This is a genomic window from Ideonella dechloratans (assembly GCF_021049305.1).
Taxonomy (GTDB): Bacteria; Pseudomonadota; Gammaproteobacteria; order Burkholderiales; family Burkholderiaceae_C; genus Ideonella; species Ideonella dechloratans.
In genome coordinates, this window is record NZ_CP088081.1 from 2,870,345 (window position 1) to 2,896,036 (window position 25,692).

23 protein-coding genes are annotated in these 25,692 nt (G+C 70.8%); 14 read left to right on the plus strand and 9 right to left on the minus strand.

The window, feature by feature from the left end:
* Positions 1-9: 9 nt before the first annotated feature.
* The 10 genes from LRM40_RS13360 to LRM40_RS13405 all read left to right on the plus strand — a co-directional run bounded on the left by LRM40_RS13360 (position 10) and on the right by LRM40_RS13405 (position 9,311).
* Positions 10-1,584 carry an ABC transporter ATP-binding protein gene (locus LRM40_RS13360; protein WP_151121918.1) on the plus strand — a complete coding sequence of 525 codons (1,575 nt, stop codon included), beginning with the start codon at positions 10-12 and terminating at the stop codon, positions 1,582-1,584.
* Positions 1,574-2,644 (plus strand): ABC transporter permease, encoded by a 1,071-nt coding sequence (locus LRM40_RS13365; protein ID WP_211372903.1) that lies wholly within the window; start codon positions 1,574-1,576, stop codon positions 2,642-2,644. Before LRM40_RS13360 ends, LRM40_RS13365 begins: the two co-directional genes overlap by 11 nt.
* A complete protein-coding gene (locus tag LRM40_RS13370) occupies positions 2,641-3,564 on the plus strand; it encodes an ABC transporter permease (RefSeq protein WP_151121920.1) in 924 nt (307 codons plus the stop codon). Before LRM40_RS13365 ends, LRM40_RS13370 begins: the two co-directional genes overlap by 4 nt.
* Positions 3,565-3,592: 28 nt before the next feature.
* Positions 3,593-4,873 (plus strand): amidohydrolase family protein, encoded by a 1,281-nt coding sequence (locus LRM40_RS13375; protein ID WP_151121921.1) that lies wholly within the window; start codon positions 3,593-3,595, stop codon positions 4,871-4,873.
* Positions 4,874-4,910: 37 nt separating this feature from the next.
* On the plus strand, positions 4,911-5,492 hold the full coding sequence (locus LRM40_RS13380; RefSeq protein WP_151121922.1) for a peroxiredoxin: 582 nt from the start codon (positions 4,911-4,913) through the stop codon (positions 5,490-5,492).
* A gap of 174 nt (positions 5,493-5,666) precedes the next feature.
* Positions 5,667-6,443 (plus strand): GntR family transcriptional regulator, encoded by a 777-nt coding sequence (locus tag LRM40_RS13385; protein ID WP_151121923.1) that lies wholly within the window; start codon positions 5,667-5,669, stop codon positions 6,441-6,443.
* Complete coding sequence (locus LRM40_RS13390; RefSeq protein WP_231067548.1) at positions 6,443-7,243, plus strand: transporter substrate-binding domain-containing protein; 801 nt, start codon at positions 6,443-6,445, stop codon at positions 7,241-7,243. Before LRM40_RS13385 ends, LRM40_RS13390 begins: the two co-directional genes overlap by 1 nt.
* A gap of 23 nt (positions 7,244-7,266) precedes the next feature.
* Positions 7,267-7,935, plus strand: coding sequence for an amino acid ABC transporter permease (locus tag LRM40_RS13395; protein ID WP_026097136.1), 669 nt, complete (start codon positions 7,267-7,269; stop codon positions 7,933-7,935).
* Positions 7,928-8,578, plus strand: coding sequence for an amino acid ABC transporter permease (locus LRM40_RS13400; protein ID WP_151121924.1), 651 nt, complete (start codon positions 7,928-7,930; stop codon positions 8,576-8,578). The genes LRM40_RS13395 and LRM40_RS13400 overlap by 8 nt, the downstream gene beginning before the upstream one ends.
* Positions 8,565-9,311: an amino acid ABC transporter ATP-binding protein gene (locus LRM40_RS13405; protein WP_151121925.1), complete on the plus strand. Its 747-nt coding sequence runs from the start codon at positions 8,565-8,567 to the stop codon at positions 9,309-9,311. Before LRM40_RS13400 ends, LRM40_RS13405 begins: the two co-directional genes overlap by 14 nt.
* A 19-nt stretch (positions 9,312-9,330) precedes the next feature.
* On the opposite strand, the gene LRM40_RS13410 is transcribed toward LRM40_RS13405, so the two are convergent.
* From LRM40_RS13410 to LRM40_RS13445, 8 genes are all read right to left on the minus strand, one after another.
* The gene (locus tag LRM40_RS13410; RefSeq protein ID WP_151121926.1) at positions 9,331-10,698 is read right to left on the minus strand and encodes a tripartite tricarboxylate transporter permease; all 1,368 of its coding nucleotides are present in this window, start codon (positions 10,696-10,698) and stop codon (positions 9,331-9,333) included.
* Between the two features lie 141 nt (positions 10,699-10,839).
* Complete coding sequence (locus LRM40_RS13415) at positions 10,840-12,006, minus strand: BMP family ABC transporter substrate-binding protein (RefSeq protein WP_151121927.1); 1,167 nt, start codon at positions 12,004-12,006, stop codon at positions 10,840-10,842.
* A gap of 77 nt (positions 12,007-12,083) precedes the next feature.
* Complete coding sequence (locus tag LRM40_RS13420) at positions 12,084-13,004, minus strand: ABC transporter permease (RefSeq protein WP_151121928.1); 921 nt, start codon at positions 13,002-13,004, stop codon at positions 12,084-12,086.
* Positions 13,001-14,068, minus strand: coding sequence for an ABC transporter permease (locus LRM40_RS13425; protein WP_151121929.1), 1,068 nt, complete (start codon positions 14,066-14,068; stop codon positions 13,001-13,003). The genes LRM40_RS13420 and LRM40_RS13425 overlap by 4 nt, the downstream gene beginning before the upstream one ends.
* Positions 14,055-15,563: an ABC transporter ATP-binding protein gene (locus LRM40_RS13430; protein WP_151121930.1), complete on the minus strand. Its 1,509-nt coding sequence runs from the start codon at positions 15,561-15,563 to the stop codon at positions 14,055-14,057. Before LRM40_RS13430 ends, LRM40_RS13425 begins: the two co-directional genes overlap by 14 nt.
* A 135-nt stretch (positions 15,564-15,698) precedes the next feature.
* Positions 15,699-16,556, minus strand: a complete 858-nt coding sequence (locus LRM40_RS13435) for an outer envelope protein (protein WP_151121931.1) — start codon at positions 16,554-16,556, stop codon at positions 15,699-15,701.
* An 84-nt stretch (positions 16,557-16,640) separates the two neighbouring features.
* Positions 16,641-17,978, minus strand: a complete 1,338-nt coding sequence (gene guaD, locus LRM40_RS13440) for a guanine deaminase (RefSeq protein WP_151121932.1) — start codon at positions 17,976-17,978, stop codon at positions 16,641-16,643.
* Complete coding sequence (locus LRM40_RS13445) at positions 17,975-18,937, minus strand: LysR family transcriptional regulator (protein WP_310734143.1); 963 nt, start codon at positions 18,935-18,937, stop codon at positions 17,975-17,977. The genes guaD and LRM40_RS13445 overlap by 4 nt, the downstream gene beginning before the upstream one ends.
* A 143-nt stretch (positions 18,938-19,080) precedes the next feature.
* Here LRM40_RS13445 and xdhA point away from each other — a divergent pair, with 143 nt between their 5' ends.
* From xdhA to LRM40_RS13465, 4 genes are all read left to right on the plus strand, one after another.
* A complete protein-coding gene (gene xdhA, locus LRM40_RS13450; protein ID WP_151121934.1) occupies positions 19,081-20,613 on the plus strand; it encodes a xanthine dehydrogenase small subunit in 1,533 nt (510 codons plus the stop codon).
* 10 nt (positions 20,614-20,623) lie between these two features.
* Positions 20,624-22,993: a xanthine dehydrogenase molybdopterin binding subunit gene (gene xdhB / locus LRM40_RS13455; protein WP_151121935.1), complete on the plus strand. Its 2,370-nt coding sequence runs from the start codon at positions 20,624-20,626 to the stop codon at positions 22,991-22,993.
* A 25-nt stretch (positions 22,994-23,018) separates the two neighbouring features.
* Complete coding sequence (gene xdhC, locus LRM40_RS13460; protein WP_151121936.1) at positions 23,019-23,846, plus strand: xanthine dehydrogenase accessory protein XdhC; 828 nt, start codon at positions 23,019-23,021, stop codon at positions 23,844-23,846.
* Positions 23,847-23,914: 68 nt separating this feature from the next.
* Positions 23,915-24,697 (plus strand): sulfite exporter TauE/SafE family protein, encoded by a 783-nt coding sequence (locus LRM40_RS13465; RefSeq protein WP_151121937.1) that lies wholly within the window; start codon positions 23,915-23,917, stop codon positions 24,695-24,697.
* Positions 24,698-24,783: 86 nt separating this feature from the next.
* Here the strand turns inward: LRM40_RS13465 and LRM40_RS13470 are convergent, their stop codons facing one another.
* Complete coding sequence (locus LRM40_RS13470) at positions 24,784-25,584, minus strand: Crp/Fnr family transcriptional regulator (RefSeq protein WP_151121938.1); 801 nt, start codon at positions 25,582-25,584, stop codon at positions 24,784-24,786.
* Between the last annotated feature and the right edge of the window lie 108 nt (positions 25,585-25,692).

The following is a 25,692-nucleotide window of genomic DNA, read 5'->3' on the forward strand; positions in this document are numbered from 1 at the left end:
TGTGAGCCTGTGAGTTCCCACGACTCCACCGCCGGCGCTGCGGCGCCGGTGCTGCGCCTGTCGGGCATCACCAAGCGCTTCGGCGCGCTGACCGCCAACGACGACATCTCGCTGGACCTGCGGGCCGGCGAGGTGCTGGCCCTGCTGGGCGAGAACGGCGCCGGCAAGAGCACGCTGATGTCCATCCTGTTCGGCCACTACACGGCCGACGCGGGCCACATCACGGTGCACGGCCGGCCGCTGCCGCCGGGCCAGCCGCGGGCCGCGCTGGCGGCCGGCATCGGCATGGTGCACCAGCACTCCACGCTGGCCGACAACCTGACGGTGCTGGACAACGTGATGCTGGGCACCGAGCCGCTGTGGCAGCCCTTCACCCGCCGCCGGGCCGCGCGGGCGCGCCTGCTGGCGGTGGCGCAGCGCTTCGGCCTGACGGTGCAGCCCGAGGCCCGGGTGGGCACGCTCAGCGTGGGCGAGCGCCAGCGGGTCGAGATCCTCAAGGCGCTCTACCGCGACGCCCGCATCCTGATCCTGGACGAGCCCACCGCGGTGCTCACCCCGCAGGAGAGCGAGGCCCTGTTCGACACCCTGGGCCAGATGGTCGCCCAGGGCCTGGCCATCATCTTCATCAGCCACAAGCTGGGCGAGGTGCTGCGCGTCTCGCACCGGGTGGCCGTGCTGCGCGCCGGCCGGCTGGTGGCCCAGGCTCGCGCGGCGGACACCGATGCAGCCACGCTGGCCCAGTGGATGGTGGGTCAGACCGTGGCCCGCACCGAACGCCACCCCACCGAGCGCCAGGACGGCCCGGTGGTCTGCGCCCTGCGCGGTGTGGGCACTGCCGGCCACCCGCGCGAGCAGCTGCACGACATCCACCTGGACCTGCGCGCCGGCGAGATCATCGCGGTGGCCGGCGTGTCCGGCAACGGCCAGGTGGCGCTGGCCGAGCTGCTGTGCGGCACCCGCCGCGCCAGCCGCGGCACGCTCACCCTGGCCGGCCAGCCGCTGCGCGCCGCGCCGGCCTGGCTGGTCCAGCAGGGTGTGGCCCGCATCCCCGAAGACCGCCACGGCACCGGCGTGGTGGGTGACCTGCCGGTGTGGGAGAACGCGGTGGCGGAGCGCTTTGGCGAGCCCCGCTTCTCGCGCTGCGGCTGGGTGCGCCGAACGGCGGCCCGGGCCCACGCCGCGCAGCTGGTGCGCGAGTTCGACGTGCGTGGCGGTGGCCCCGATGTACCCGCCCGCGCACTGTCGGGCGGCAACATGCAGAAGCTGATCCTGGGCCGCGCCCTGCGCGCGCCCGACGGCCAGCCGCCGCGGCTGATCGTGGCCCACCAGCCCACCTGGGGCCTGGACGTGGGCGCCGTGGCCGCCATCCAGGCCCAGCTGCTGGCGGCCCGCGACGCCGGGGCCGCGGTGCTGCTGCTGTCCGATGACCTGGACGAGGTGATGACCCTGGGCGACCGCATCGCGGTGATGCACAGCGGCCACCTCGGCCCTGCCCGGCCCGCCCAGGCCTGGACCCGCGAGACCATCGGACTGGCCATGGCCGGCCATCCCGAGGCCCCGCAAGGAGACCCTGTTGCGACTTGAACCCCGTGCCACCCCGTCCGCCCGCGCGCTGCTGCTCGCGCCGCTGGCGGCGGTGGCCTTCACCCTGCTGATCGCCTCCGCCCTGGTGGCCTGGGCCGGAGCCCCGGTGGGCACCACCTGGGGCCTGCTGCTGCAGGGCGGCTTTGGCTCCGTCTTCGCCTGGAGCGAGACCCTCACCCGCGCGGTGCCGCTGATGCTGACCGGCCTGGCCGCCGCGGTGGCCTTCCAGGCCCGCTTGTTCAACATCGGCGCCGAGGGCCAGCTCTACCTGGGCGCGCTGGCCGCGGTGGCGGTGGGCGGCCTGCACGACGGCACCGGCTTCGCGCTGCCACCGTATGTGCTGTTCCCGCTGATGATGGCTGCCGCCGCGCTGGCCGGCGGCCTGCTGCTGCTGGGCCCGGCCCTGCTGAAGGCCCGCCTGGGCGTGGACGAGGTGGTGACCACGCTGCTGCTGAACTTCATCGTCGCCCTGTTCATTGGCGCCATGCTGGACGGCCCCATGAAGGACCCGCTGGCCATGGGCTGGCCGCAGAGCGTGGCCCTGCAGCCCGAACTGGAGCTGGCCAAGTTGATCCCGCAGACCCGGGTGCACACCGGCCTGTTGTGGGCGCTGGTGCTGGCCGGCGTGCTGTGGGCGGTAATGCGCCGCACGGTGCTGGGCTTCCAGATCCGCGCGGTGGGGGCCAACGCCCGCGCCGCCGCCTTTGCCGGCGTGCCGGTACAGCGCACCGTGGTGTGGGTGGCCCTGCTGTCGGGCGCGCTGGCCGGGCTGGCCGGGGCCATCGAGGTGGCCGGCCGCACCAGCTACCTGACCCTGGATCTCTCGCCCGGCTATGGCTACAGCGGCATCGTCATCGCCATGCTGGCCGGGCTGCACCCGCTGGGCGTGGTGGTGGCCAGCATCTTCGTGGCGGGCGTGCTGGTGGGCGCCGACAGCATGAGCCGCGCCGTGGGCGTGCCCACCTACCTGGCCGACGTGATCGTGGCCACGGCCCTGCTGTCGGTGCTGGTGGCCGCCCTGGCCGCCCGCTACCGCCTGGTGTGGAGGGCGACGTCATGAACGAGGTGCTGACGCTGCTGATGCAGCCCGAGTTCTGGGTGGCGGTGCTGCGCATCGCCACGCCGCTGATCCTGGGCACGCTGGGCGTGCTGCTGTGCGAGCGCGCCGGGGTGCTGAACCTGGGCGTGGAGGGCATCTGGGTGGCCGGGGCCTTTGCCGGCTGGCTGGCCGTCTACCACGGAGCCCCGCTGTGGGGCGGGGTGCTGGCCGCCGCCGCCGTGGGTGCGCTGGCCGGCCTGCTGCTGGCCGCACTGACCGTGGGCCTGGCCTTGTCGCAACACGTGGCGGGCCTGGGCATCACGCTGCTCGCCACCGCCCTGAGCTACTTCGGCTACCGCGTGGCCTTCCCCAAGGTCAGCACGCCACCCACCATCACGCCCTTCGCGCCGATGGACTGGCTGCCGCTGCCGGTGCTGAACCAGGAAACGCCGCTGACCCTGCTGGCCCTGGGGCTGGTGCCGCTGCTGGCCTGGGGCCTCTACCGCACGCCGCTGGGCCTGGCGGTGCGCATGGTGGGCGAGAACCCGCAGGCCGCCGAAGGCCAGGGCATCCCGGTGCGGGCTGTTCGCACCGGCGCCGTCGTGGCCGGCTCGGCCCTGATGGGCGTGGCCGGCGCCTTCCTGACACTGGCGGCCTTCAACGCCTTCTTCTTCAACATGGTCAACGGCCGCGGCTGGATCTGCGTGGCCCTGGTGGTGTTCGCCTCCTGGCGGCCGGGCAAGGCCCTGCTGGGTGCGCTGCTGTTCGCCTTCTTCGACGCCCTGCAGCTGCGGTTGCAGCAAAGCGGCGACAGCCCCCTGCCCTACCAGGTCTACCTGATGCTGCCCTATGTCCTGTCCATCCTGGCCCTGGTGCTGGTGGCCCGCCATGCGCGCTACCCTCAGGCCCTGATGAAGCCCTACCGCAAGGGCGAGCGCTGAACGCCCCGCCCCAACTGCCGAGACCCCCATGCTGGACCTGCTGATTCACAACGCCCGCCTGCCCGATGGCCGCACCCGCATGGGGGTGGCCGTGCAGGATGGCCGCATCACCGCCATCGAGCCAGGGCTCAGCCCCGCCACCGCACCCGCCGCCCAGGTGGTGGATGCCGGCGACCTGCTGCTGAGCCCGCCTTTCGTCGACGCCCACTTCCACATGGACGCCACGCTGAGCTACGGGCTGCCGCGGGTCAACCAGAGCGGCACGCTGCTGGAGGGCATCGCGCTGTGGGGCGAGCTCAAGCCCCTGCTGACGGCCGAGGCCCTGATCGAGCGTGCCCTGGCCTATTGCGACTGGGCGGTGGCCCAGGGCCTGCTGGCCATCCGCAGCCACGTGGACGTGTGCGACCCGCGCCTGCTGGCGGTGGACGCGCTGCTGGAGGTCCAGCGGCGGGTGGCGCCCTACCTCGACCTGCAGCTGGTGGCCTTTCCGCAGGACGGCGTGCTGCGCAGCCCCGGCGCGCTGGACCTTCTGAAGGAAGCGCTCAAGCGCGGCGTGGACGTGGTGGGCGGCATCCCCCACTTCGAGCGCACCATGGCCGAGGGCGCGGCCAGCGTGACGCTGCTGTGCGAGCTGGCCGCCGAGCAGGGCAAGCTTGTGGACATGCACTGCGACGAAAGCGACGATCCGCTGTCGCGCCATGTCGAGACCCTGGCCTTCGAGACCCAGCGCCTGGGCCTGCATGGCCGCGTCGCCGGCTCGCACCTGACCTCCATGCACAGCATGGACAACTACTACGTCAGCAAGCTGCTGGCCCTGATGGCCGAGGCGCGGCTGAACGTGGTGGCCAACCCGCTGATCAACATCACGCTGCAGGGCCGGCACGACAGCTACCCCAAGCGGCGCGGCATGACCCGGGTGCCCGAGCAACTGGCCGCCGGCCTGACCGTGGCCTTCGGCCACGATTGCGTGATGGACCCCTGGTACAGCCTGGGGCAGGCGGACATGCTGGAGGTGGCGTCCATGGGCCTGCATGTGGCCCAGATGACCGGGCAGGCCGCCATGCGCCAGTGCTTCGACGCAGTGACCACCGCCCCGGCCCGGATCCTGGGCCTGGACCACTTCGGCCTGGCGGTGGGCTGCGAAGCCAGCTTCGTGCTGCTGCAGGCCCGTGACCCGGTGGAGGCCCTGCGCCTGCGCGCCCAGCGCCTGGGCGTGTGGCGGCGCGGGGTGCAGCTGGCCGCCAGCGCGCCGCGCACGACCACCCTGATGCTGCCAGGGCGACCGGCGCAGACCGACTTCCTGCGCTGAGGGCCCCGGCTAGCATCTGCGGCTGGAGGTTTGTTCCATGCCGCAGTCCCCGACGTTTGCCCGCCCCCTGTCCCGCCGCCCCCTGCTCGCCACCCTGCTGGGCGCGGGCGGTGCCAGCCTGCTGCCCGGCAGCGCCCAGGCCGCCCTGGCCGTGGGGGCCCTGGCGCCCGACTTCACGGTCGATGCCGCCCTGGGCGGCCAGCCCTTCAAGTTCACGCTCAGCCAGGCCCTGAAGCAGGGCCCGGTGGTGCTGTACTTCTACCCCAAGGCCTTCACCAGCGGCTGCACGGTGGAGGCCCACCTCTTCGCCGAGGCCACGCCACAGTTCAAGGCCCTGGGCGCCACCGTCATCGGCCTGTCCAACGACACCCTGGAGACGGTGAAGAAGTTCAGCACCGAGGCCTGCCGCAACGCCTTTGCCGTCGGTGCCGACGACGGCGCCAAGGTGATCAAGGCCTACGACGCCGGGCTGATGCTGATCCCGGGCATGGCCGACCGCGTGTCCTTCGTCATCGCCCCGGACCGCAAGATCCTGCATGTCTACAGCAGCCTGAGCCCCGAGGGCCACATCACCGAGACGATGAAGGCCGTGCAGGCCTGGCGCGCCGCCCAGCGCTGAGTCCTCCCCACTGGAACGATCCGCCCCACGCTGGCGCGCCCGCCGCGCCTGAGCGTGCGGCTTGGTGCGTCCACACGCGCCTGTGCACAGTCTTGATGCGCAAATCTTGCATACAAGACGTGTAGACCATGGCACGGATTTCGCTGGTGAAGTGGCCAGACGCCTTTTCACACCATGACCTCCAGCGACATCGCCGACCGCATCGTGGCCGCCATCCTGGCCCAGAAGCTGGCCCCCGGGGCCCGCCTGGGTGAGCAGCCCCTGTCCCTGCTGTTCGACTGCAGCCGCACCCTGGTGCGCGAGGCCCTGATGCAGCTGGCCGCCCGCGGCATCGTCACCGTCAGTGCGCGCCGCGGCTGGTTCGTGGTGCAACCCTCCGAAGCCGAGGCCCGCGAGGCCTTCGAGGCCCGCCGGGTGATCGAGACCGGGCTGATCCGCAGCGCCGGCGCGATGAAACCGGCCCAGCTCAAACGCCTGCAGCAGCACCTGAAGGACGAGCAGGCCTCGCTCCAGGGCCCGGACGTGGGCCGGCGCAGCTACCTGCTGGGCGACTTCCACGTCTGCCTGGCCGAGTGCCTGGGCAACCAGTTGCTGGCCGACACGCTGCGCGACTTCACTGCCCGCACCACGCTGATCGCCATGCTCTACCAGTCCACCCACGACGCCGAGCATTCCTGCGGCGAGCATGTGCAGATCGTCGAGGCCCTGGCGCGCGGCGACACCGCCCGCGCCGAGGCCCTGATGGCCGAGCACATCGGCCATGTGCAGGAAGCCCTGCGCCTGCACGACACCGCCGCCGACGACCCGCTGGCCGAGCTGCGCCAGGCCCTGGCCCCCGTCGACGGCAGCACGGCCTCCGCCCCCGGCCGCAAGCGCCGCCGGCCCCGGCTGGCGCAGGACGCCCCCGACACCGATTCCACCCCCGCCCCCTACCTAGGAGATCTGCTGTGATGAACACCCCGATGCGCAAGCGCGGCCTGCTGGCCGCCACCCTGGGCCTGGCCCTGAGCCTGACCGCCGGCAGCGCCCTGGCCCAGACCGCCCTGGCCGACATCCAGAAGAACAAGCTGGTGCGCATCGCCGTGCCCACCGACTTCCCGCCCTACGGCTTCGTGGGCGTGGACATGGCGCCCCAGGGCCTGGACGTGGACATGGCCCGCCTGATCGCCGACAAGCTGGGCGCCAAGCTGGAGCTGGTGCCGGTGAGCAGCCCCAACCGCATCCCCTACCTGCAGAGCAAGAAGGTGGACATGGTCATCTCCACCCTGGGCAAGAACCCCGAGCGCGAGAAGGTCATCAACTTCAGCGCCGCCTACTCGCCCTTCTTCCAGGGCATCTATGCGCCCAGGTCGCTCAAGGTGAGCAGCGTGGCCGACCTGGCCGGCAAATCGGTGGCCGTCACCCGCGGCGCCATTGAGGACCAGGAGCTGACCCGGGTGGCCCCGGCCGGTACCGACATCAAGCGCTTCGAGGACAACAACGCCACCGTCTCGGCCTATGTCTCGCACCAGACCCAGGTGATCGCCACGGGCGTCTCGGTGGCCGAGGTGATGATGCAGCGCAACCCGGCCCTGGGCACCGAGTACAAGGAGCTGCTCAAGGAGAGCCCCAACCACATCGGCCTGGCCAAGGGCGAGGACACGCTGCTGGCCAAGGTCAACGAGATCATCGCCCAGGCCAAGGCCGCGGGCGAGCTGGACAAGCTCTCGCAAAAGTGGCTGAAGCGCCCGGCCGGCAACCTGCCGCTGTGAGCTGAAGCCACCGGGTGACCGCCATGTCCATCCAACTTGATTTCGGCGCGGTGCTGGCCCAGTGGCCGCTGCTGCTCCAGGGCATCGCCTGGACGGCCGGCCTGACGGCCGTCTCGACCGTGGCCGGCCTGGGGCTGGGCATCGCGGCCGCCTGGGCCCGCAACGAGGGCCCGCTGCCGCTGCGCTGGACGGTGGGGCTGTATGTGGAGCTGATCCGCAACACGCCCTTCATCATCCAGCTCTTCTTCGTCTTCTTCGGCCTGCCCGCCCTGGGCGTGCAGCTCAGCCCCGCCTGGGCCAGCGTGCTGGCCATGGTGGTCAACCTCAGCGCCTATGCCACGGAGATCATCCGCGCCGGCATCCGCGCCACGCCGCGCGGCCAGATCGAGGCCGCCCAAAGCCTGGCCATGGCGCCCGCGCAGATCTTCCTGCACGTGGTGCTGCCACCCGCGCTGCGCCGCGTGTGGCCGGCGCTGGTCAGCCAGGTCATCATCGTGATGCTGGGCTCCTCGGTCTGCGGCCAGATCTCCACCGAAGAGCTGAGCTACGCCGCCAACCTGATCCAGAGCCGCAACTTCCGCGCTTTCGAGGCCTTCATCATCGCCGCGGCCATCTACCTGGCCCTGTCGGTGGGCCTGCGCCACCTGCTCAACCGCCTGGGCGCGCGCTGGCTGGGAGGTGCCCATGGTTGACTTCACCCTCTGGGACATCGTGCGCAACCTGCTGCTGGCCGCGCGCTGGACGGTGGGGCTCTCGCTGGTGGCCTTCGTCGGCGGCGGCCTGTTGGGCGCGGCCCTCCTGCTGCTGCGCAGCGGCCAGGGCGCCTGGACCCGCCGTGCCATCGCGGCCTATGTGCAGGTCTTCCAGGGCACGCCGCTGCTGATGCAGCTCTTCCTGGCCTACTTCGGCATGGCGCTCATCGGCGTGGAGACCTCGGCCTGGGTGGCCGCGGCCGTGGCCCTGTCGCTCTACACCGCGGCCTACCTGACCGAGATCTGGCACGGCTGCGTGCTGGCCATCCCCAAGGGCCAGTGGGAGGCGGCGCAGAGCCTGGCCCTGAACCACCTGGAGCTGATGCGCCACGTCATCCTGCCGCAGGCCGCGCGCATCGGCGTGGGGCCCACGGTGGGCTTTCTGGTGCAGGTCATCAAGGGCACGGCCCTGGCCTCGGTCATCGGCTTCGTCGAGCTGACCAAGGCCGGCACCATGATCACCAACGCCACCTTCCAGCCCTTCCTCGTCTACAGCGTCGTGGCCCTGATGTACTTCGCGCTGTGCTTCCCCGTCAGCCAATTGGCCCGTCACCTGGAGAAGAAGCTTCATGCCAGCCACTGAAACCGCCGCCGTGCGCCTGCAGGGCCTGCGCAAGTCCTATGGCCCGACCGAGGTGCTCAAGGGCATCGACCTGGACGTGCAGCCGGGCGAGGTCATCACCATCATCGGCAAGAGCGGCTCGGGCAAGAGCACGCTGCTGCGCTGTGTCAACGGCCTGGAGACCTTCGACCACGGCAGCCTGCTGGTGGAAGGCCAGCCGCTGCAGCATGGCAACGCCGCCGCGCTGCGGGCCCTGCGCCAGCGCGTGGGCATGATCTTCCAGTCCTTCAACCTGTTTCCCCACCTCAGCGCCGGCCGCAACGTCATGCTGGCCCCCGGCCTGGTGAAGAAGCTGCCGGCCGCCGAACTGGAAGCCCGCGCCCGCCAGCTGCTGCAGCGCGTGGGCCTGGCCGACAAGTTCGACCACCTGCCCAGCCAGCTCTCGGGCGGCCAGCAGCAGCGCGTGGCCATCGCCCGCGCCCTGGCCATGGACCCGCACATCCTGCTGTGCGACGAGATCACCTCGGCCCTGGACCCGGAGCTGGTGGGCGAGGTGCTGCAGGTGGTGGAGGGCCTGGCCCGCGACGGCATGACCCTGATGATGGTCACCCACGAGATGGGCTTCGCCCGCAAGGTCAGCGACCGGGTGATCTTCATGCACCAGGGCAAGGTGCATGAGATGGGCCCGCCCGAACAGCTGTTCGGCGAGCCGGCCACGCCCGAGCTGCGGCAGTTCCTCTCGGCCCTGCACTGAGCCGGTTCGGGCGGGCTCCTCAGGCGGCCGCGCCTTGCACCGCGGCGCGCCGGCGGCCCCACAGCCGCAGCAGCGGCGGCACCACCAGCATCGCACCGGCGGCCACCCACAGGCCGATCGAGATCGGGCTCTCCAGCAGGATGGACGCGTCGCCGTTGGTGATGGACAGGGCGCGGCGCAGGTTCTGCTCCATCATGTCGCCCAGCACGAAGCCCAGGATCAGCGGTGCCATCGGCACGCCCTGCTTGCGCAACAGGTGGCCGACGATGCCGCCGCCGGCCATCAGCAGCAGGTCGAAGGTGGTGGCGTGCACCGAATAGACGCCCACCGCGCTGATGGCCAGGATGCCCGGCACCAGCAGCCAGTTGGGCAGGCGCAGGATGCGGGTGAACACGCCCACCAGCGGGATGTTGATGAACAGCAGCATCACGTTGGCGACGAACAGCGAGGCGATCAGGCCCCAGACCAGGTTGGGGTTCTGGGTGAACAGGGCCGGGCCGGGCGTGATGTTGTAGAGCGCCAGCGCGCCCACCATCACCGCGGTGGTGCCCGAGCCGGGCACGCCCAGGGTCAGCATGGGCACAAAGGAGCCCGCGGCCGAGGCGCTGTTGGCCGCCTCCGGCGCGGCCACGCCGCGGATGTCGCCTTCGCCGAAGCGGCCGTCCTTGCCGGCCAGACGCTTCTCCATCGAGCAGGTCATGGCGCTGGCGATGGTGGCGCCGGCGCTGGGCAGCACGCCCACCACGAAGCCCACCACGCTGGAGCGCAGCGTGCTCCGGCCGGTGTAGGCCATCTCGCGCAGGTTGAACATGGCGCGGCCGATTTCGCGGATGATGCCGCCTGCGTCGTGGTGCTGCTCCAGCATCAGCGGGATCTCGCCGACCGAGAACACGCCGATCACCACCACGGTGAACTGGATGCCGTCGGACAGGTGCACGTCGCCGCCGGTGAAGCGGTAGACGCCCGAGTTCGAGTCCAGGCCCACGGTGGACAGCGACAGGCCCAGCACCGCGGCCAGCACCGCCTTCATCGGCGCATCGCCCATCAGGCCGGTGATGCAGGCAAAGGCGAAGCACATCAGCGCGAAGTACTCGGCCGGGCCGAAGGCCAGGGCCCAGCGCGCCAGCAACGGGGCGAAGAGCACGATGCCGATGGTGGCGCCGGCATCGCCCGGCACGTTGAGCAGGATGGAGGAGATGCGGCCGCCGAACTCGCAGCCCATGTAGACGGACGCCAGCAGGATCAGCGCCTCACAGCGGGTGGCCTTGAGGCTGCACCGCACCATCCGGCCATCGTCCCCCCAGTCCACGTGCACGTCGTTCTGGGCCAGGGCCTTGACCGGCCGGGTGGCCAGCTGGTGTTCAGCTTCGGCAAGCAGGATGCGCATGGATCGGGCGGAGCAGCGGAAAACGGGCAGACCCGGATTGCTTCCTGTTTGACCCCGTCCCCTGCTGCGGTCATGCCCGCAGCCGGGCGGCCAAAAAAAAAGCCGCCGGTCGCCCGGCGGCTGTCTGCGGGGTGCGGCGGCTTACTTGCTGCCCGGCACCTTGCCTTCCACGCCCTTGACGTAGAACTTCACGCCACCCAGGAAGGCGTCGTCGGCCACGGCATCCTTGGCCAGCACTTCCTTGCCGGTGTTGTCCACCAGCGGGCCCTTCCAGATCACGAAGCTGCCGTCCTTCAGGCCTTCCTTGACCTTGGCGACCTTGTCCTTGACCTCGGCCGGCACGTCGTCGGCAATGGACACCAGGTCGATCGCGCCTTCCTTCACGCCCCACCAGGCCTGACCGGTGGTCCAGGTGCCCTCCAGCACGTCCTTGGTGGCCTTGATGTAGTACGGGCCCCAGTTGATGATCGACGAGGCCAGGTGGGCCTTGGGACCGTAGGCGGTCATGTCGCTGTCCCAGCCGAAGGCGCGCTTGCCCTTCTCTTCGGCGGTCTTCAGCACGGCCGGCGAGTCGGTGTTCTGCATCAGGATGTCGGCGCCGCCGTTGATCAGGGCGGTGGCGGCTTCGGTTTCCTTGGGCGGGTTGAACCACTCGTTGACCCAGACCACCTTGGTCTTGATCTTGGGGTTCACGCTCTGGGCGCCCAGGGTGAAGCTGTCGATGTTGCGGATCACCTCGGGGATGGGAATGGAGCCCACCACGCCCAGGACGTTGGTCTTGGTCATGGAGCCCGCGATCACGCCGGCCATGTAGGCGCCCTCGTAGGTGCGGGCGTCATAGGTGCGCATGTTGGCGGCGGTCTTGTAGCCGGTGGCATGCTCGAACTTGATGTCCGGATGGTCGGCGGCCACCTTGAGCATCGGCTCCATGTAGCCGAAGGTGGTGCCGAAGATCAGCTTGTTGCCCTGGCCGATCAGGTCGTTGAACACGCGCTCGGCGTCGGCGCCCTCGGGCACCTTCTCGACGAAGGTGGTCACGATCTTGTCGCCGAATTCCTTCTCCAGCGCCTTGCGGGCGTTGTCGTGGGCGAAGGTCCAGCCGCCGTCGCCCACCGGGCCGACGTAGGCGAAAGCGATCTTCAGGGGCTCGGGCTTGGCGGCCACGGAAGCGGCCGAGGCGGGCTCGGAAGCGGCCGGCGCGGCCTCTTCCTTCTTGCCACAGCCCACCAGGGCCATGGAGGCGGCCAGGGTGGTCCAGCCGGCCCACTGCAGCAGGCGGCGCTTGGAAGTCACGTTGTTGTCGTTCATGGATTCTCCAGGGAGGGAAAGCGAAGAAACGTGGGTGGGAAAGGGTGGACGTCCGGCCCCGCGCCGGGCGTCCGGTGTCAGGAGCCTGGCGTGAACGGCTTGCCCAGGGAGGCCGGCATGTTCACCCGGATCCAGGTCGGGTTGCGGGAAATGAGCACGAGCACCACGATGGTGGCCAGATAGGGCAGCATCGACAGCCACTGGCTGGGGATCTGCACCCCCTCGCCCTGCAGTTGGAACTGCAGCATGGTGACGCCACCGAACAGATAGGCACCGAGCAATACCCGTGCCGGACGCCAGGTGGCGAAGGTGGTCAGCGCCAGGGCAATCCAGCCGCGGCCGGCCACCATGCCCTCGACCCACAGCGGGGTGTAGATCACCGACAGATAGGCGCCCGCCAGGCCGCACAGGGCGCCGCCGGCCATCACCGCGGCCAGGCGGATGCGCCGCACCGGGTAACCCAGCGCGTGGGCCGATTCGGGGGACTCGCCCACCGCCCGCAGCACCAGGCCCGCCCGCGAGCGGTAGAGGAACCAGGCCAGGGCCGCCGCCAGCAGCATCGCGCCATAGACCAGCGGATGCTGATGGAACAGCGCCGTGCCGATGAAGGGGATGTCCGACAGGTAGGGCACGGCGAACTTGGCGCGCTCGCCCAGACGCTCCTGCACGAAACCGATGCCGACGAAGGCCGAGAAGCCCGAACCGAAGAGGCTCAGCGCCAGGCCGGTGGCGTACTGGTTGGTGTTGAGCCAGATGACCAGCACCCCGAAGATGCCCGCCAGCAGGGCCCCGGCCCCGGCACCGGCGGCGAAGGCCAGCACGTCCGAACCGGTGCTCACCGCCGTGGCGAAGCCGGCGATCGCCGCCACCAGCATCATCCCCTCGGCACCCAGGTTGATGATGCCGGAGCGCTCGTTGATCAGCAGGCCCAGGCCCGCCAGGGCCAGCACGGTCCCGGCGTTGAGCGTGGCGGCCAGCAGCAAGGCCAGCTCGTTCATGCGCGGCCTCCCTTGGTGGAACGGATGCGGTAGAGGATGAGGGTGTCGCAGGCCAGCAGCGCGAACAGCAGCAGGCCCTGGAAGACACCGGTCAGGGCCTTGGGCAGGCCCAGGCGGCTTTGTGCCAGTTCACCCCCGATGTAGAACATGCTCATGAGGATGGACGAGAAGACGATGCCCACCGGATGCAGCCGCCCGACGTAGGCGACGATGATGGCGGCGAAGCCGTAGCCGGCCGGCACATAGGGCGTGAGCTGACCCAGCGGCCCGGTGGCCTCCAGCGCCCCCGCCAGGCCGGCCATGCCTCCGGACAGCAGCAGCGCCGTCCACAGCGCGGTGCGCGAGGAGAAACCGGCGTAGCGCGCCGCGGCCGGGGCCAGCCCGCCCACCTGCATCGCGAAGCCGCGGTAGGTGCGGAACAGGAAGGCCCACATCAGGCCCACCGCCCCCAGGGCGATCAGGGCGCCGATGTTGATGCGCAGGCCGTCGAACAGCCGGGGGATCTTGGTGACCGCGGCGAAGGTGATGGTCTGCGGGAAGTTGTAGCCGTTGGGGTCTTTCCAGGGCCCGTAGACCAGCCAGGACAGCAGCATGTCGGCCACATAGACCAGCATCAGGCTGACCAGGATCTCGCTGGCGTTGAAGCGGTCACGCAGCAGCGCGACGATGCCGCTCCAGACCATGCCGCCCAGCATGCCGGCCAGCAGGATGGGCAGCACCACCCAGCGGCTGGTGTCCGGGCCGGCCTGCATGGCCACCCAGCCGCCCGCCAGGGCGCCCAGGATGAACTGGCCCTCGGCACCGATGTTCCAGACATTGGCGCGGAAGCACACCGCCAGGCCCAGGCCGATCAGCACCAGGGGCACGGCCTTCACGCTGAGCTCGGAGAGCGCATAGGCGCTCTTCAGCGGCTCCACGAAGAAGACCTGCAAGCCCTTGACCGGATCCTTGCCCAGGGCCCAGAAGAGGATCACGCCCACCACCACGGTGATCGCCAGCGCCAGCACCGGCGAGGCATAGGACATCCATTTCGACGGCTGCGGCCGCGACTCAAGCTTCAGCATGGGCGCCTTCCCACAGTCCCGACATCCATTCACCGATCATTTCGCGCGTGGCGTCCGCGGTGGCCACCGAGGGCGACAACCGCCCCTGCGCGATGACCACCAGGCGGTCGCTGATCTCGAAGAGTTCGTCCAGTTCCTCGCTGACCACCAGCAGGGCGCAGCCCGCGTCGCGCAGGGCCAGCAGTTCGCCCCGGATCTGGGCCGCCGCGCCCACGTCCACGCCCCAGGTGGGCTGCGAGATGATGAGCAGCTTGGGCCGGGCGTCGATCTCGCGCCCGACGATGAATTTCTGCAGGTTGCCGCCCGACAGCGAACGCGCGGCCGCGTCCGGGCCGCCGGCCTTCACGTTGAAGCGGGCGATCAGGTCGGCCGCCATCCTGCGGGTGGCCGCCAGGTTCAGCCAGCCGCCCGAGCCCACCGCCTCCTGGCGGGTGAGCAGGGTGTTCTGGGCCAGCGACAGCGTGGGCACGGCCCCGCGTCCCAGGCGCTCCTCCGGCACGAAATGCAGGCCTTGGGCCCGGCGGGCGCCCGGCGACGCCGCCGCGATGTCCCGGCCGAACAGGCTGACCGAGCCGGCCGGCGCACGGCGGTCTTCGCCGGAAAGCGCGGCCATCAGCTCCTGCTGGCCGTTGCCGGACACGCCGGCCACGCCGACGATCTCGCCGGCCCGAACGTCCAGTCCGATCTGCTTGAGCGAGACACCGAAGGGGTCCTGCTGGGTCAGCGACAGGTTCTTGACCGACAGCACCACATCACCCGCGTTCGAGGGGCGGTGCGTCAGCGCCGGCGGCTCGGCACCGATCATCAGGCGCGAGAGGCTGGCGTTGGTTTCCTGCGTGGGATCGACCTCGCCCGTCACCTTGCCGCCGCGCAGCACGGTGCAGTGGTGGCAGAGGTTGCGGATCTCATCGAGCTTGTGGCTGATGTAAAGGATGGCGCAGCCCTCGTCGCTGAGCTTGCGCAGCGTGACGAAGAGCTTCTCGACGGCCTGCGGCGTCAGCACCGAGGTCGGCTCGTCCAGGATGAGCAGCTGCGGGTTGGTGAGCAGGGCCCGCACGATCTCGACCCGCTGGCGCTCGCCCACGCTCAGGGTGTGCACCGGCCGCAGCGGGTCCACGTCCAGGCCGTAGCCCGCGGCCACCTGGCGGATGCGCTCGGTGACCTCGGCCAGCGGCAGGCTCTTGTCCAGGCCCAGCCAGACGTTCTCGGCCGCGGTCAGGGTGTCGAACAGCGAGAAGTGCTGGTAGACCATGCTGATGCCCAGGGCACGGGCCTGGGCCGGGCTGGCCACTTCCACCTGCTTGCCGTTCCAGATCATCTCGCCCTCGTCCGGCTGGACGGCACCGTAGATGATCTTCATCAGGGTGGACTTGCCCGCACCGTTTTCACCCAGCACCGCGTGGATCTGGCCTGGCGCCACCTTCAGGTGGATGTCGTCGTTGGCACGAACCGCAGGGTACTGCTTGGAAATGCCGGTGAGTTCGAGTCGGAGCATGTCGAAAAGAGAGCAAGTCCGGGACATTGTGCCCTCCGTGCCGGGGCCTGTGCCAGGTCCGGCCCGCAGGGCGATGAGGCTGGCGGCCTGCGCCGCCAGCCCGGTGGAACCGGGCCAGGCCCGGTCACGCCGCGATCAGAAGTGGTATTCCGCGCGGATCATCGGGGTCTTGGCGAAGGCGCCGTCGCCCGCCGCACCCTTGTACGAGTTGCCGAACTTGTTCTTCCAGTACTGGTACTCGAAGCCGACCTTGAACTTCTTGGGCGTGTTCCACAGGGTGCCCACGTCGTACATCAGCTGCATGTCGATGTTGGTCTCGGGCGCAGTCTGTCCACCGAACTCGTTCTTGCCCTTGCCGGCGATGAAGTTGGCGAAGCCCTCGAAGGAGATCGGCAGGCCCACCGGCACGGGGATGGACCAGGCCGCCGTCAGCATCGGGTGCGCGTCGTAGCTGTAGCGGGGCGTGGCCACACCGGTGTACTCGTTGGTGGGCGCATTGCTCTCCCACAGTTGCAGCAGGCTCACGTTCAGGAAGCCGGGCACGTCGAACATGACGGTGGGGCCGGCCACCAGCATGCGCTTCTTCGAGTTGTAGCCGGCGTCATCCTTGACGTTCCAGTCGAAGCCGGCGGTCAGGCCCAGGTTGCGCACCACGCCGGGGTAGGACAGGTTGGCACCGGTCACCTTGGACAGGTCCAGCGTGTGGCGGTAGACCACATAGGCTTCCTGGGCGCCGTTGTTCGAGCCCGGGGATGCCGGGTCGTTCTTGTCCGACATCAGCAGGTCGACGTTGAAGAAGTTCGTCCCGTAGCTGTAGCCGCTCACATGGGTGAGGTTGAAGATGTTCTTGTGGATGTTGTTCGTGCCGAAGGGCTCGGCGAACTTGCTGCCGTAGCGGTAGCCGATGGAGGTGTCGCTCCAGTCGGCGGCCTGGGAAGCCATCGACAGCACGGCCAGGGAAGCGGCCAATGCGATGCGGGAAAGAGACTGCATGGGAATCGTCCTATCGTCGTTGTGGGTGAAGGGAGGAACGTTGAAAGTCAACACGGGTAACAAGGTGCAAAACTCATACCATGCTCATACGGGGTCAGGTATGAGCCGAGGCTGCGGCCCGCGGGGCTGCCCGGCCACGTAGGCGGCCCTCAGGTTGCGCTCGTCGGCCAGGGTCATCCAGGCGAACACGCGGGCGTGCAGGCTCTGCGCCGGCAGCGGCGCCACCTGGCCGGTGGCCACCGCATCGCGGTGCTCCGCCACCGGGCCGCTGGCCCAGTCCCAGACGCACAGATCGGCCAGCCGACCCGGCTCCAGCGCACCCAGTTCGTGCGCCAGGCCCAGGGCCTCGGCCGCTCCCAGCGTGGCCGCGTGCAGCCCGGCCCAGGCGGTCATGCGGGTGCCCCGCAGGGCTTGGACCTTGTAGGCCTCGGCCAGCGTGCGCAGCATCGACAGGCTGGTACCGCCGCCCACGTCCGAGGCCAGCGACACGCCGTGACCGACGGCCCGCGCCTCGGCCCAGTTGAACAGGCCGCTGCCCAGGAAGAGGTTGCTGCTGGGGCAGAAGGCGATGTGGGCCCCGGTGTCGCGCAGCAGCGCCCGGTCGGCGTCGTCCAGCCAGATGCCATGGGCCAGCACCGAACGCTGGTTGAGCAGGCCGTGCTGGTGGTACACGTCCAGGTAGCTGCGCGCCTGGGGGAACAGCTCCTGCACCCAGCGCACCTCGTCGAGGTTCTCGGCCACGTGGGTCTGCATGTAGAGGCCTTCATGGCGCTGCAGCAGCCCCCCGGCCATGGCCAGTTGTTCGGGCGTGCTGGTGACGGCAAAGCGCACGGTCACCGCGAAGGCGTTGCGGCCCCGGCCATGCCAGCGGGCGATCTGCGCCTCGCAGTCGCGCCGGGCACCCTCCACATCGTCGCGCAGACCCTCGGGGGCATGGCGGTCCATCAGCACCTTGCCGGTGATGATGCGCATGCCGCGCACCGAGGCCGCCTCGAACAGTGCCTCGGCCGAGACGGCATGCACGGTGGCGAACACCACGGCCGCGGTGGTGCCGTGGGCCAGCAGCGCATCCAGGAACAACTCGGCCCCCGCGCGGGCCACCGCCGGGTCGGCAAAGCGCTGCTCGGCCGGGAAGGTGTAGGTCTGCAGCCAGTCCAGCAGCGTGGCGCCGTAGCTGGCGATGACGTCCAGCTGGGGGCAATGCACATGGGTGTCGACGAAGCCCGGCAGGATCAGCCGCCCGCGGTGGTCCTCGCGCGGCCAGTCCTCGCCCGGCGCCTCGGCCTGGACGGCGACGATGCGCCCATCCTCGATCAGCAGCCAGTGGTCCGGGCGGAAGCGCACCGCCGGGCTGTCCACATCGCCCAGGGCCGGCAGGCCGGTGAAGTCCAGCAGATCGCCGCGCAAGGCCCGCCGGGTCATGCCCTCACCCCTTCCCTGGCACGCCCGGGGGTGTCGGCCGCCCGGCCGGCCGGCACCTTGCCGGTCAGGGCCCGGGCGGTGTCACGCACCTGCTCGCGCAGCCAGCGCTGGGCCGAGGAGGCATGGGTGCGGTCGTGCCAGAGCTGGTAATAGGCCATGGCAGGGAAGGCCACCGGGCAGCGGACGATGCGCACCGGAAAGCGCCCGAGCTGGCGTTCGCAGAACTGGCGACCGGTGGTCAGCACCAGCCGGGTCTGGGCCACCATCAGGGGCGCCAGGCTGAAATGCGAACACCGCACGGCGATGCGACGCTCCAGCCCCTGCAGCGCCAGGAAGTCGTCGATCACGCCACGGGCGCCGGGGTGCATCGGCGTGGGGGCGATGTGGTCGCTCTCCAGGTAGCGGGCGGCCGTCCATTGGCGCGGGTTCTTCACGGCGGGGTGATCCTCCCCCACCAGGCAGACCACCTCGTCGGTCATCAAGCGACCCAGATGCAGTTCCTCGGGCGGCTGCAGCCAGTTGCCCACCACCAGGTCCACCTCGCCGGTGGCCAGCTTGCGCCGGTAGTCCGAATCGGCCGACAGCGGGTGCAGGGCCACCTTCAGGCCCGGCGCCCGGGTCCGCAGACGCGTCACCAGGTCCGGCAGGAAGGAGGGATTGAGGTAGTCGGTGGCCGCGATGTTGACCTGCCCCTCGGCCTGGGCCGGCTCGAAATCGCGCCCCACCCGGGCCGGACCGAACAGGGTGTCCGCCTCCCGCAGCAGCCGCTCGGCCGGCCCCAGCAGCCCCAAGGCCGCCTCGGTTGGCACCAAACCGGTGCCTGCACGCACCAAAAGAGTGTCACCGGTCAGCGCACGCAGGCGCTTCAGCTGGGCGCTGATCTGAGGCTGCGTGCTGCCCAGGCGCAGGGCAGCCCGCGACACGCTGCGTTCGGTGATCACGGTGTGGAGGACCTTCACGAGATGGAGGTCGATGTTGGCAAAGGGGAGCGCCGCGGGCATACGGCATGGCATATGCAACTCATGGGCCAGCCCGTATTCTCGCAGCGCCAGAAGCGAGTAAGTTCCAGACATCCCCGGCCTTGTCGGTTCACCGAGTTCCCATGTCCGCACCCATCCGTTTCCTGTTCCGAGGCCAGCCCGTGGCGGTGCCGGCGGACACCCCGACCCGCACCGTGCTGCAGTGGCTGCGCGAGGACCGCCAGGCCTGCGGCACCAAGGAAGGCTGCGCCGAAGGCGACTGCGGCGCCTGCACCGTGCTGGTGGCCGAGCTGCCCGAAACCCTGCCCGAGGGCAGCCAGGCCGTGCGCAGTGCCGGCGTGGCCCTGCGCCCGGTCAACGCCTGCATCCGCTTCCTGCCCTCGCTGCACGGCAAGGCCCTGCTGACCGTGGAAGACCTGGCCGGCGGAGCCCCGGCGGGCACCCAGACGCTGCACCCCGCCCAGCAGGCCCTGGTGGACTGCCACGGCGCGCAGTGCGGCTTCTGCACGCCGGGCTTCGTGATGACGCTGGCGGCGGTGCACGAGGCCCACCAGGCACACCAGGACAACAACCCCACCGCCTGCGCGCCCGGCCGCGGGGCCCTGGCCGATGCCCTGGCCGGCAACCTGTGCCGCTGCACCGGCTACCGGCCCATCCTGGATGCCGCCCAGCAGATGCTGGCCCAGACCGGCCCGCGCCTGCCGCTGGCCGGCCTGCGCGACCAGCTGCTGGCCCTGCAGGCCGCGCCGGCACCCTCGGTGGAAGGCCTCGTCCACGTCCCGCGCGACCTGGCCAGCCTGGCGCGGCTGCGCGCCGACAAGCCCGAGGCCCGGCTGGTGGCCGGCGCCACCGACGTGGGCCTGTGGGTGACCAAGCAGATGCGCCCGCTGGGCGAGCTGATCTTCCTGGGCGATGTGGCCGAGCTGCGCCGCATCGAGGCCACCGCCACCGCCCTGCGCATCGGCGCGGCGGTGACGCTGGAGGACGCCTGGGCGGCCCTGGTCGCCCGCTGGCCGGCCCTGCACGAGATGCACCGCCGCTTCGCCGGCCCGCCGGTGCGCCACGCCGGCACCCTGGTGGGCAACCTGGCCAATGGCTCGCCCATCGGCGACGGACCGCCGGTGCTGATCGCCCTGGGCGCCGAGCTGCTGCTGCGCCGCGGCGAGGCCCAGCGCCGCCTGCCGCTGCAGGACTTCTACCTGGACTACATGAAAAACGCGCTGCAGCCCGGCGAGTTCGTCGAGGCGGTGGAGGTGCCGCTGCAGACCCTGGGCGCCAGCTGGGTCGCCCAGGCCCACAAGATCTCCAAGCGCCTGGACTGCGACATCTCGGCCGTCAGCGCCGGCTTTGCCCTGCGCCTGGAGGGTGAGCGCGTGGCCGAGGCCCGCCTGGCCTATGGCGGCATGGCCGCCACGGTGCGCCGGGCCGCCGGCGCGGAGGCGGCCCTGCTCGGCCAGCCCTGGACCGAGGCCACCCTGCGCGCCGCCCAGGCCGCGCTGGCTCGCGACTACACGCCGCTGACCGACCTGCGGGCCAGCGCCGACTACCGGCGCGCCACCGCCGCCGCCCTGCTGGAGCGGCTGTGGCTGAGCACGCGCCCACACGATCCCGTCCCCCTCGAACAACTGCGCGTGGACCTGCGCACGCCGGCCTGAAGGAGCACCCATGGACCTGAAGGACCTGCCCCCCTCCCCCTCCGCCGCAGATGCGGCCTCCGTGGTCGGAGCCTCGCCGCCGCACGAATCGGCACGCCTGCATGTGACCGGCCGGGCCGCCTACACCGACGACCTGCCCGAGCCCGCCGGCACCCTGCATGCCGCCCTGGGCCTGTCGCCGCTGGCCCACGGCCGCATCGAGGGCCTGGACCTGACCCGGCTGACCGCCCTGCCCGGCGTGGTGGCGGTGTTCACCGCCGCCGACATCCCGGGCGAGAACAACGTCGGCCCCATCGTGCACGACGACCCCATCCTGGCCCGCGACACGGTGAGCTACCTGGGCCAGCCGGTGTTCGCGGTGGTGGCGGACACCCGGGATGCCGCCCGCCGCGCCGCCGCCCTGGCCAAGGACGTGCTGCAGCTCAGCCCGCTGCCGGCCCAGCTGGACCTGCGGGCCGCGCACGCCGCCGGCCAGCATGTGGTGCCCTCGATGCACCTGAGCCGCAGCAGCCACCCGGGCGGCGTGGCCGGGGCCATTGCCGCCGCACCGCACCGGCTGCAAGGCCGCTTCAGCCTGGGCGGGCAGGAGCAGTTCTACCTGGAGGGCCAGATCAGCCTGGCCATCCCACAGGACGACGGCGGCCTGAAGGTGCACTGCAGCACCCAGCACCCCAGCGAGATGCAGGCACTGATCGCCCACGCCCTGCAATTGGGCAACCACGCGGTGCAGGTGGAATGCCGGCGCATGGGAGGCGGCTTCGGTGGCAAGGAATCGCAGTCGGCCCTGTTCGCCTGCGTGGCCGCCCTGGCCGCCCGCCGCCTGGGCCGGCCGGTCAAGCTGCGGCTGGACCGCGACGACGATTTCCTGATCACCGGCCGGCGCCACGGCTTCGAGTTCGACTGGGAGGTCGGCTTCGACGACGATGGCCGGGTGTTGGGCGTGGAAGTGACGATGCTGGGCCAGGCCGGCCACTCGGCCGATCTCTCGCCGCCGGTGCTCACCCGCGCCATCTGCCACTTCGACAACGCCTACTGGCTGCCCGACGTGGCCATCCACGGTCACCTGCCGCGCACCAACACCCAGAGCAACACCGCCTTCCGGGGCTTCGGCGGTCCGCAGGGCGCGCTGGCCATCGAGGTCATCCTGGACGACATCGCCCGCCATCTGGGCCAGGACCCCTTCGCGGTGCGCCAGGCCAACTGGTATGGCACCGCCGAAGACGGTCGGAACCACCACATCACCCCGTATCTGCAGGCGGTCGAGGACAACATCATCGACCCGCTGACCCAGGCCCTGGCCCGGGACGCCCGCTACGCCGAGCGCCGCACGGCCGTGCAGGCCTTCAACGCCGGCAGCCCCTGGCTCAAGAAGGGCCTGGCGCTGACGCCGGTGAAGTTCGGCATCTCCTTCAACGTCAACCACTACAACCAGGCCGGGGCGCTGGTGCATGTCTACCTGGACGGCACGGTGCTGGTGAACCACGGCGGCACCGAGATGGGCCAGGGCCTGAACACCAAGGTGGCCCAGGTCGTCGCCCATGAGCTGGGCCTGCCGCTGGCCCAGGTGCGGGTGAGCGCCACCGACACCAGCAAGGTGGCCAACACCTCGGCCACCGCCGCCTCCACCGGCGCGGACCTGAACGGCAAGGCGGCCCAGGACGCCGCCCGCCAGGTGCGGGCCCGGCTGGCCGGCGTGGCGGCCCAGGCCTGGGGCGTGGAGCCCGACACCGTGCGCTTTGCCGCCGGGCAGGTGCTGGGGCCCGAGGGGCAGCAGATGGCCTTCGGTGCGCTGGTGCAGCAGGCCTATGGGGCCCGGGTGCAGCTGTGGTCGGACGGCTACTACGCCACGCCCGGCCTGCACTGGGACCGCGAGACCCTGACCGGCAAGCCCTTCTTCTACTTCGCCTACGGCGCGGCCGTGGCCGAGGTGCTGCTGGACACCCTGACCGGCGAGTGGAAGCTGCTGCAGGCCGACCTGCTGCACGACGTGGGCCGGTCGCTCAACCCGGCGCTGGACATCGGCCAGGTGGAAGGCGGCTTCGTGCAGGGCATGGGCTGGCTGACCAGCGAGGAGCTGGTCTGGCACCCGCAGAGCGGCAAGCTGCTCACCCACGCGCCGTCCACCTACAAGATCCCCACCGCCAACGACGTGCCAGAGGCCTTCAACACCCGGCTGTTCGACAACGCCAACGTGGCCGACAGCATCCACCGCAGCAAGGCGGTGGGCGAGCCGCCGCTGCTGCTGGGCTTCTCGGTCTTCCTGGCCCTGCGCGATGCGGTGGCCGCCTGCGGCCAGCCCGGCTGCCTGCCGCCGCTGCGCGCCCCGGCCACGCCCGAGGCCCTGCTCTCGGCCATCCAGGCGGTGCGCCAAACTGCCTGAAACCCGCCCCCGCGCGAGCCACCGCATGACCACGCACGACACCCGCGACCCCGACGCCACGGCGGCCCGCACCGCCCTGGCCGGCGGCCGGCCCACGCTGCTGGTGGAGGTGGTGGCGGCGCGGGGCTCCGTGCCGCGCGGCCTGGGCACCCGCATGCTGGTGGGTGCCGACGGGGTGCGCGGCACCATCGGCGGCGGCCACCTGGAGTGGCAGGTGCTGCAACGGGCGCGGGAGCTGCTGGCCCGAGACGGCACGCCGGCCACCGAATGGCCCCTGGACTGGCCCGTGGCCCTGGGCCCCAGCCTGGGCCAGTGCTGCGGCGGCGCCCTGACCCTGCGCTTCTCGCCGCTGGACGCCGCCACGATGGCGGCCTGGACGGATCCCCCCGTGCGCTTGCGCCTGCAACTGCACGGCGCCGGCCACGTGGGCCGCGCCATCGTCCGCCTGCTGGCCGACCTGCCCTGCCAGGTGCTGTGGGTGGATGAGCGCGATAAAGAATTTCCGTCCGAACCTTCCCCGCCCCACATCGAGCGCCTGGTCAGCGAAGCCCCCGAGGCCGAGGTGGGGCTGGGCCGGCCCGGCGACGCCTACCTGGTGCTGACCCACCGCCACGACCTGGACCTGCGCATCGTCGAGGCCATCCTGCGGCGGGGCGACTTCGGCTTCTGCGGCCTGATCGGCTCGGCCACCAAGCGAGCCCGGTTCGAGCACCGTCTGCGGGAGCGCGGCATCCCGGCCAGCACCCTGTCCCGACTGACCTCGCCGATCGGGCTGCCCGGCCTGACCGGCAAGGAGCCGGCCGTGATCGCGCTCTCGGTGGTGGCTCAGCTGCTGCAGCGGACTTCAGGGTAGGGGAGGACAAGCCCCCACGGAGGTGCAACAATCCGCCCCAGTCAAGTTAAGACATTAAAAGGTTGCATATGGACTGGAGCACCGGTGTGGCGGGCCTGTTGGTCGGCACCATCGTCGGCATCACCGGCGTCGGCGGAGGCGCCCTGATGACGCCCATCCTGGTGCTGCTGTTCGGCATCTCGCCGCAGACGGCCGTGGGCACCGACCTGCTGTACGCGTCGATCACCAAGATGTTCGGCACCGTGGTGCACCACAACCACGGCACGGTGGACTGGGGGGTGGTCAAGCGTCTGGCCCTGGGCAGCCTGCCGGCCGCCGCCCTGACCCTGGTCTGGATGAACCTGACCCAGACCCACCAGATCAAGAGCGGCTTCATCATCACCGCCGTGGGCATCGCGCTGATGATCACGGCACTGGGCATGCTGGGCAAGGACTGGCTGCACGCCATGGGCCGCAAGCTGCGCGTCGGCGACGTGGAGAAGTTCAAGTCGGCCCAACCGGTGCTGACCGTGCTGGCCGGCGCCGTGCTGGGCGTGCTGGTCACGCTGACCTCCATCGGTGCCGGCGCCCTGGGCACGGTGATGCTGGTGTACCTGTATCCGCTGCGGCTGAACGCCAGCAAGCTGGTGGGCACCGACCTGGCCCATGCCATCCCGCTGGCCCTGATCGCCGGCCTGGGCCACCTGAGCCTGGGCAACGTGAACTACACCCTGCTGCTCAACCTGCTGGCCGGCTCCATTCCCGGCATCCTGCTGGGCTCGGTGATCAGCACCCGCGCCCCGATGACACTGATCCGCTATGCGATCGCCCTGGTGTTGGGCGCCGTCTCGATCAAGATGCTGTCGCTCTGACCCAGCTCGGGGCGCGGGCCGAAAGAAGAACGGGGGCCCAGGCCCCCGTTCTGCGTCTTCCCGCCGGGCTGGCCCGGCCGGCGCCCTCAGTCCCCCAGCGCAATGCGCCGCAGTGCCGGCAGGTCCAGCACCTGCACCGTGTAGCCTGCCACCGTGATCACGTCGCGGCTGGAGAAGCTGCGCATCAGCCGGGACAGCGTTTCCGGCGTGATGGCCAGCTGCGAGGCGATGTCCCGCTTGCGCACCGGCAGCTGCACCACGGCGGTGGTGGCTTCCTCGTCCACCGGCTGGCACTGCTGCAGCAGCCAGGCCGCCAGCCGGGCCGGCGCGTCCTTGTGCATCAGTTCATGGGTGTTCTGGGCCAGCCCCCGCACCTCGCGGGCCAGCAGAGTCACCAGGGGCCGCCACAGGCTGGGGTGACGGTCCACCACCTCGCACAGGGCGTCACGCGGCAGTTCCAGCACGCGCGCCGAATTCAGTGCGCGCGCATCCAGGGCGTGGGGCTCCTGCAGCCAGGCGGCGCTCAGGTCCAGCCAGGCCGGCGCATGCAGATGGCGCTCGGTGCGGAAGGTACCCCCCGCCCCATGGCTGCCCAGGGCCACATCGCCCTCGACCACGGCCAGCAGGCCGTGCGCCGCCTCGCCGGCCGCGAACACCAGCCCCCCCGGCGGGAAGGACAGCACGCGGGTGATGGCACCCAGGGCCGCGCTCTCGGCCGCGCGCACGGGCGCGGCGAACAGCCGTTCCCAGGCACCGACATCGGGCAGTGCGTCCTTGGACAGTCCGCGCCCCGCCGCAGCGGGACGCAGGGGAAGACGCAGCCGCACGGCCACGGCTCGCTCGGGCGCAAGGCCCTGCTCGGGAGTCAGGATCGTGGGAGGGGTCATTCTCTTTCCGCCGAAGGCGGCACTCAGTCTTTTCCGAATGCCTGTCACTGTCTCCCACGCCCTTCCCGGGGGGGTTGCGCCAGATCAAGCGGTGAGAAATGCTCCACA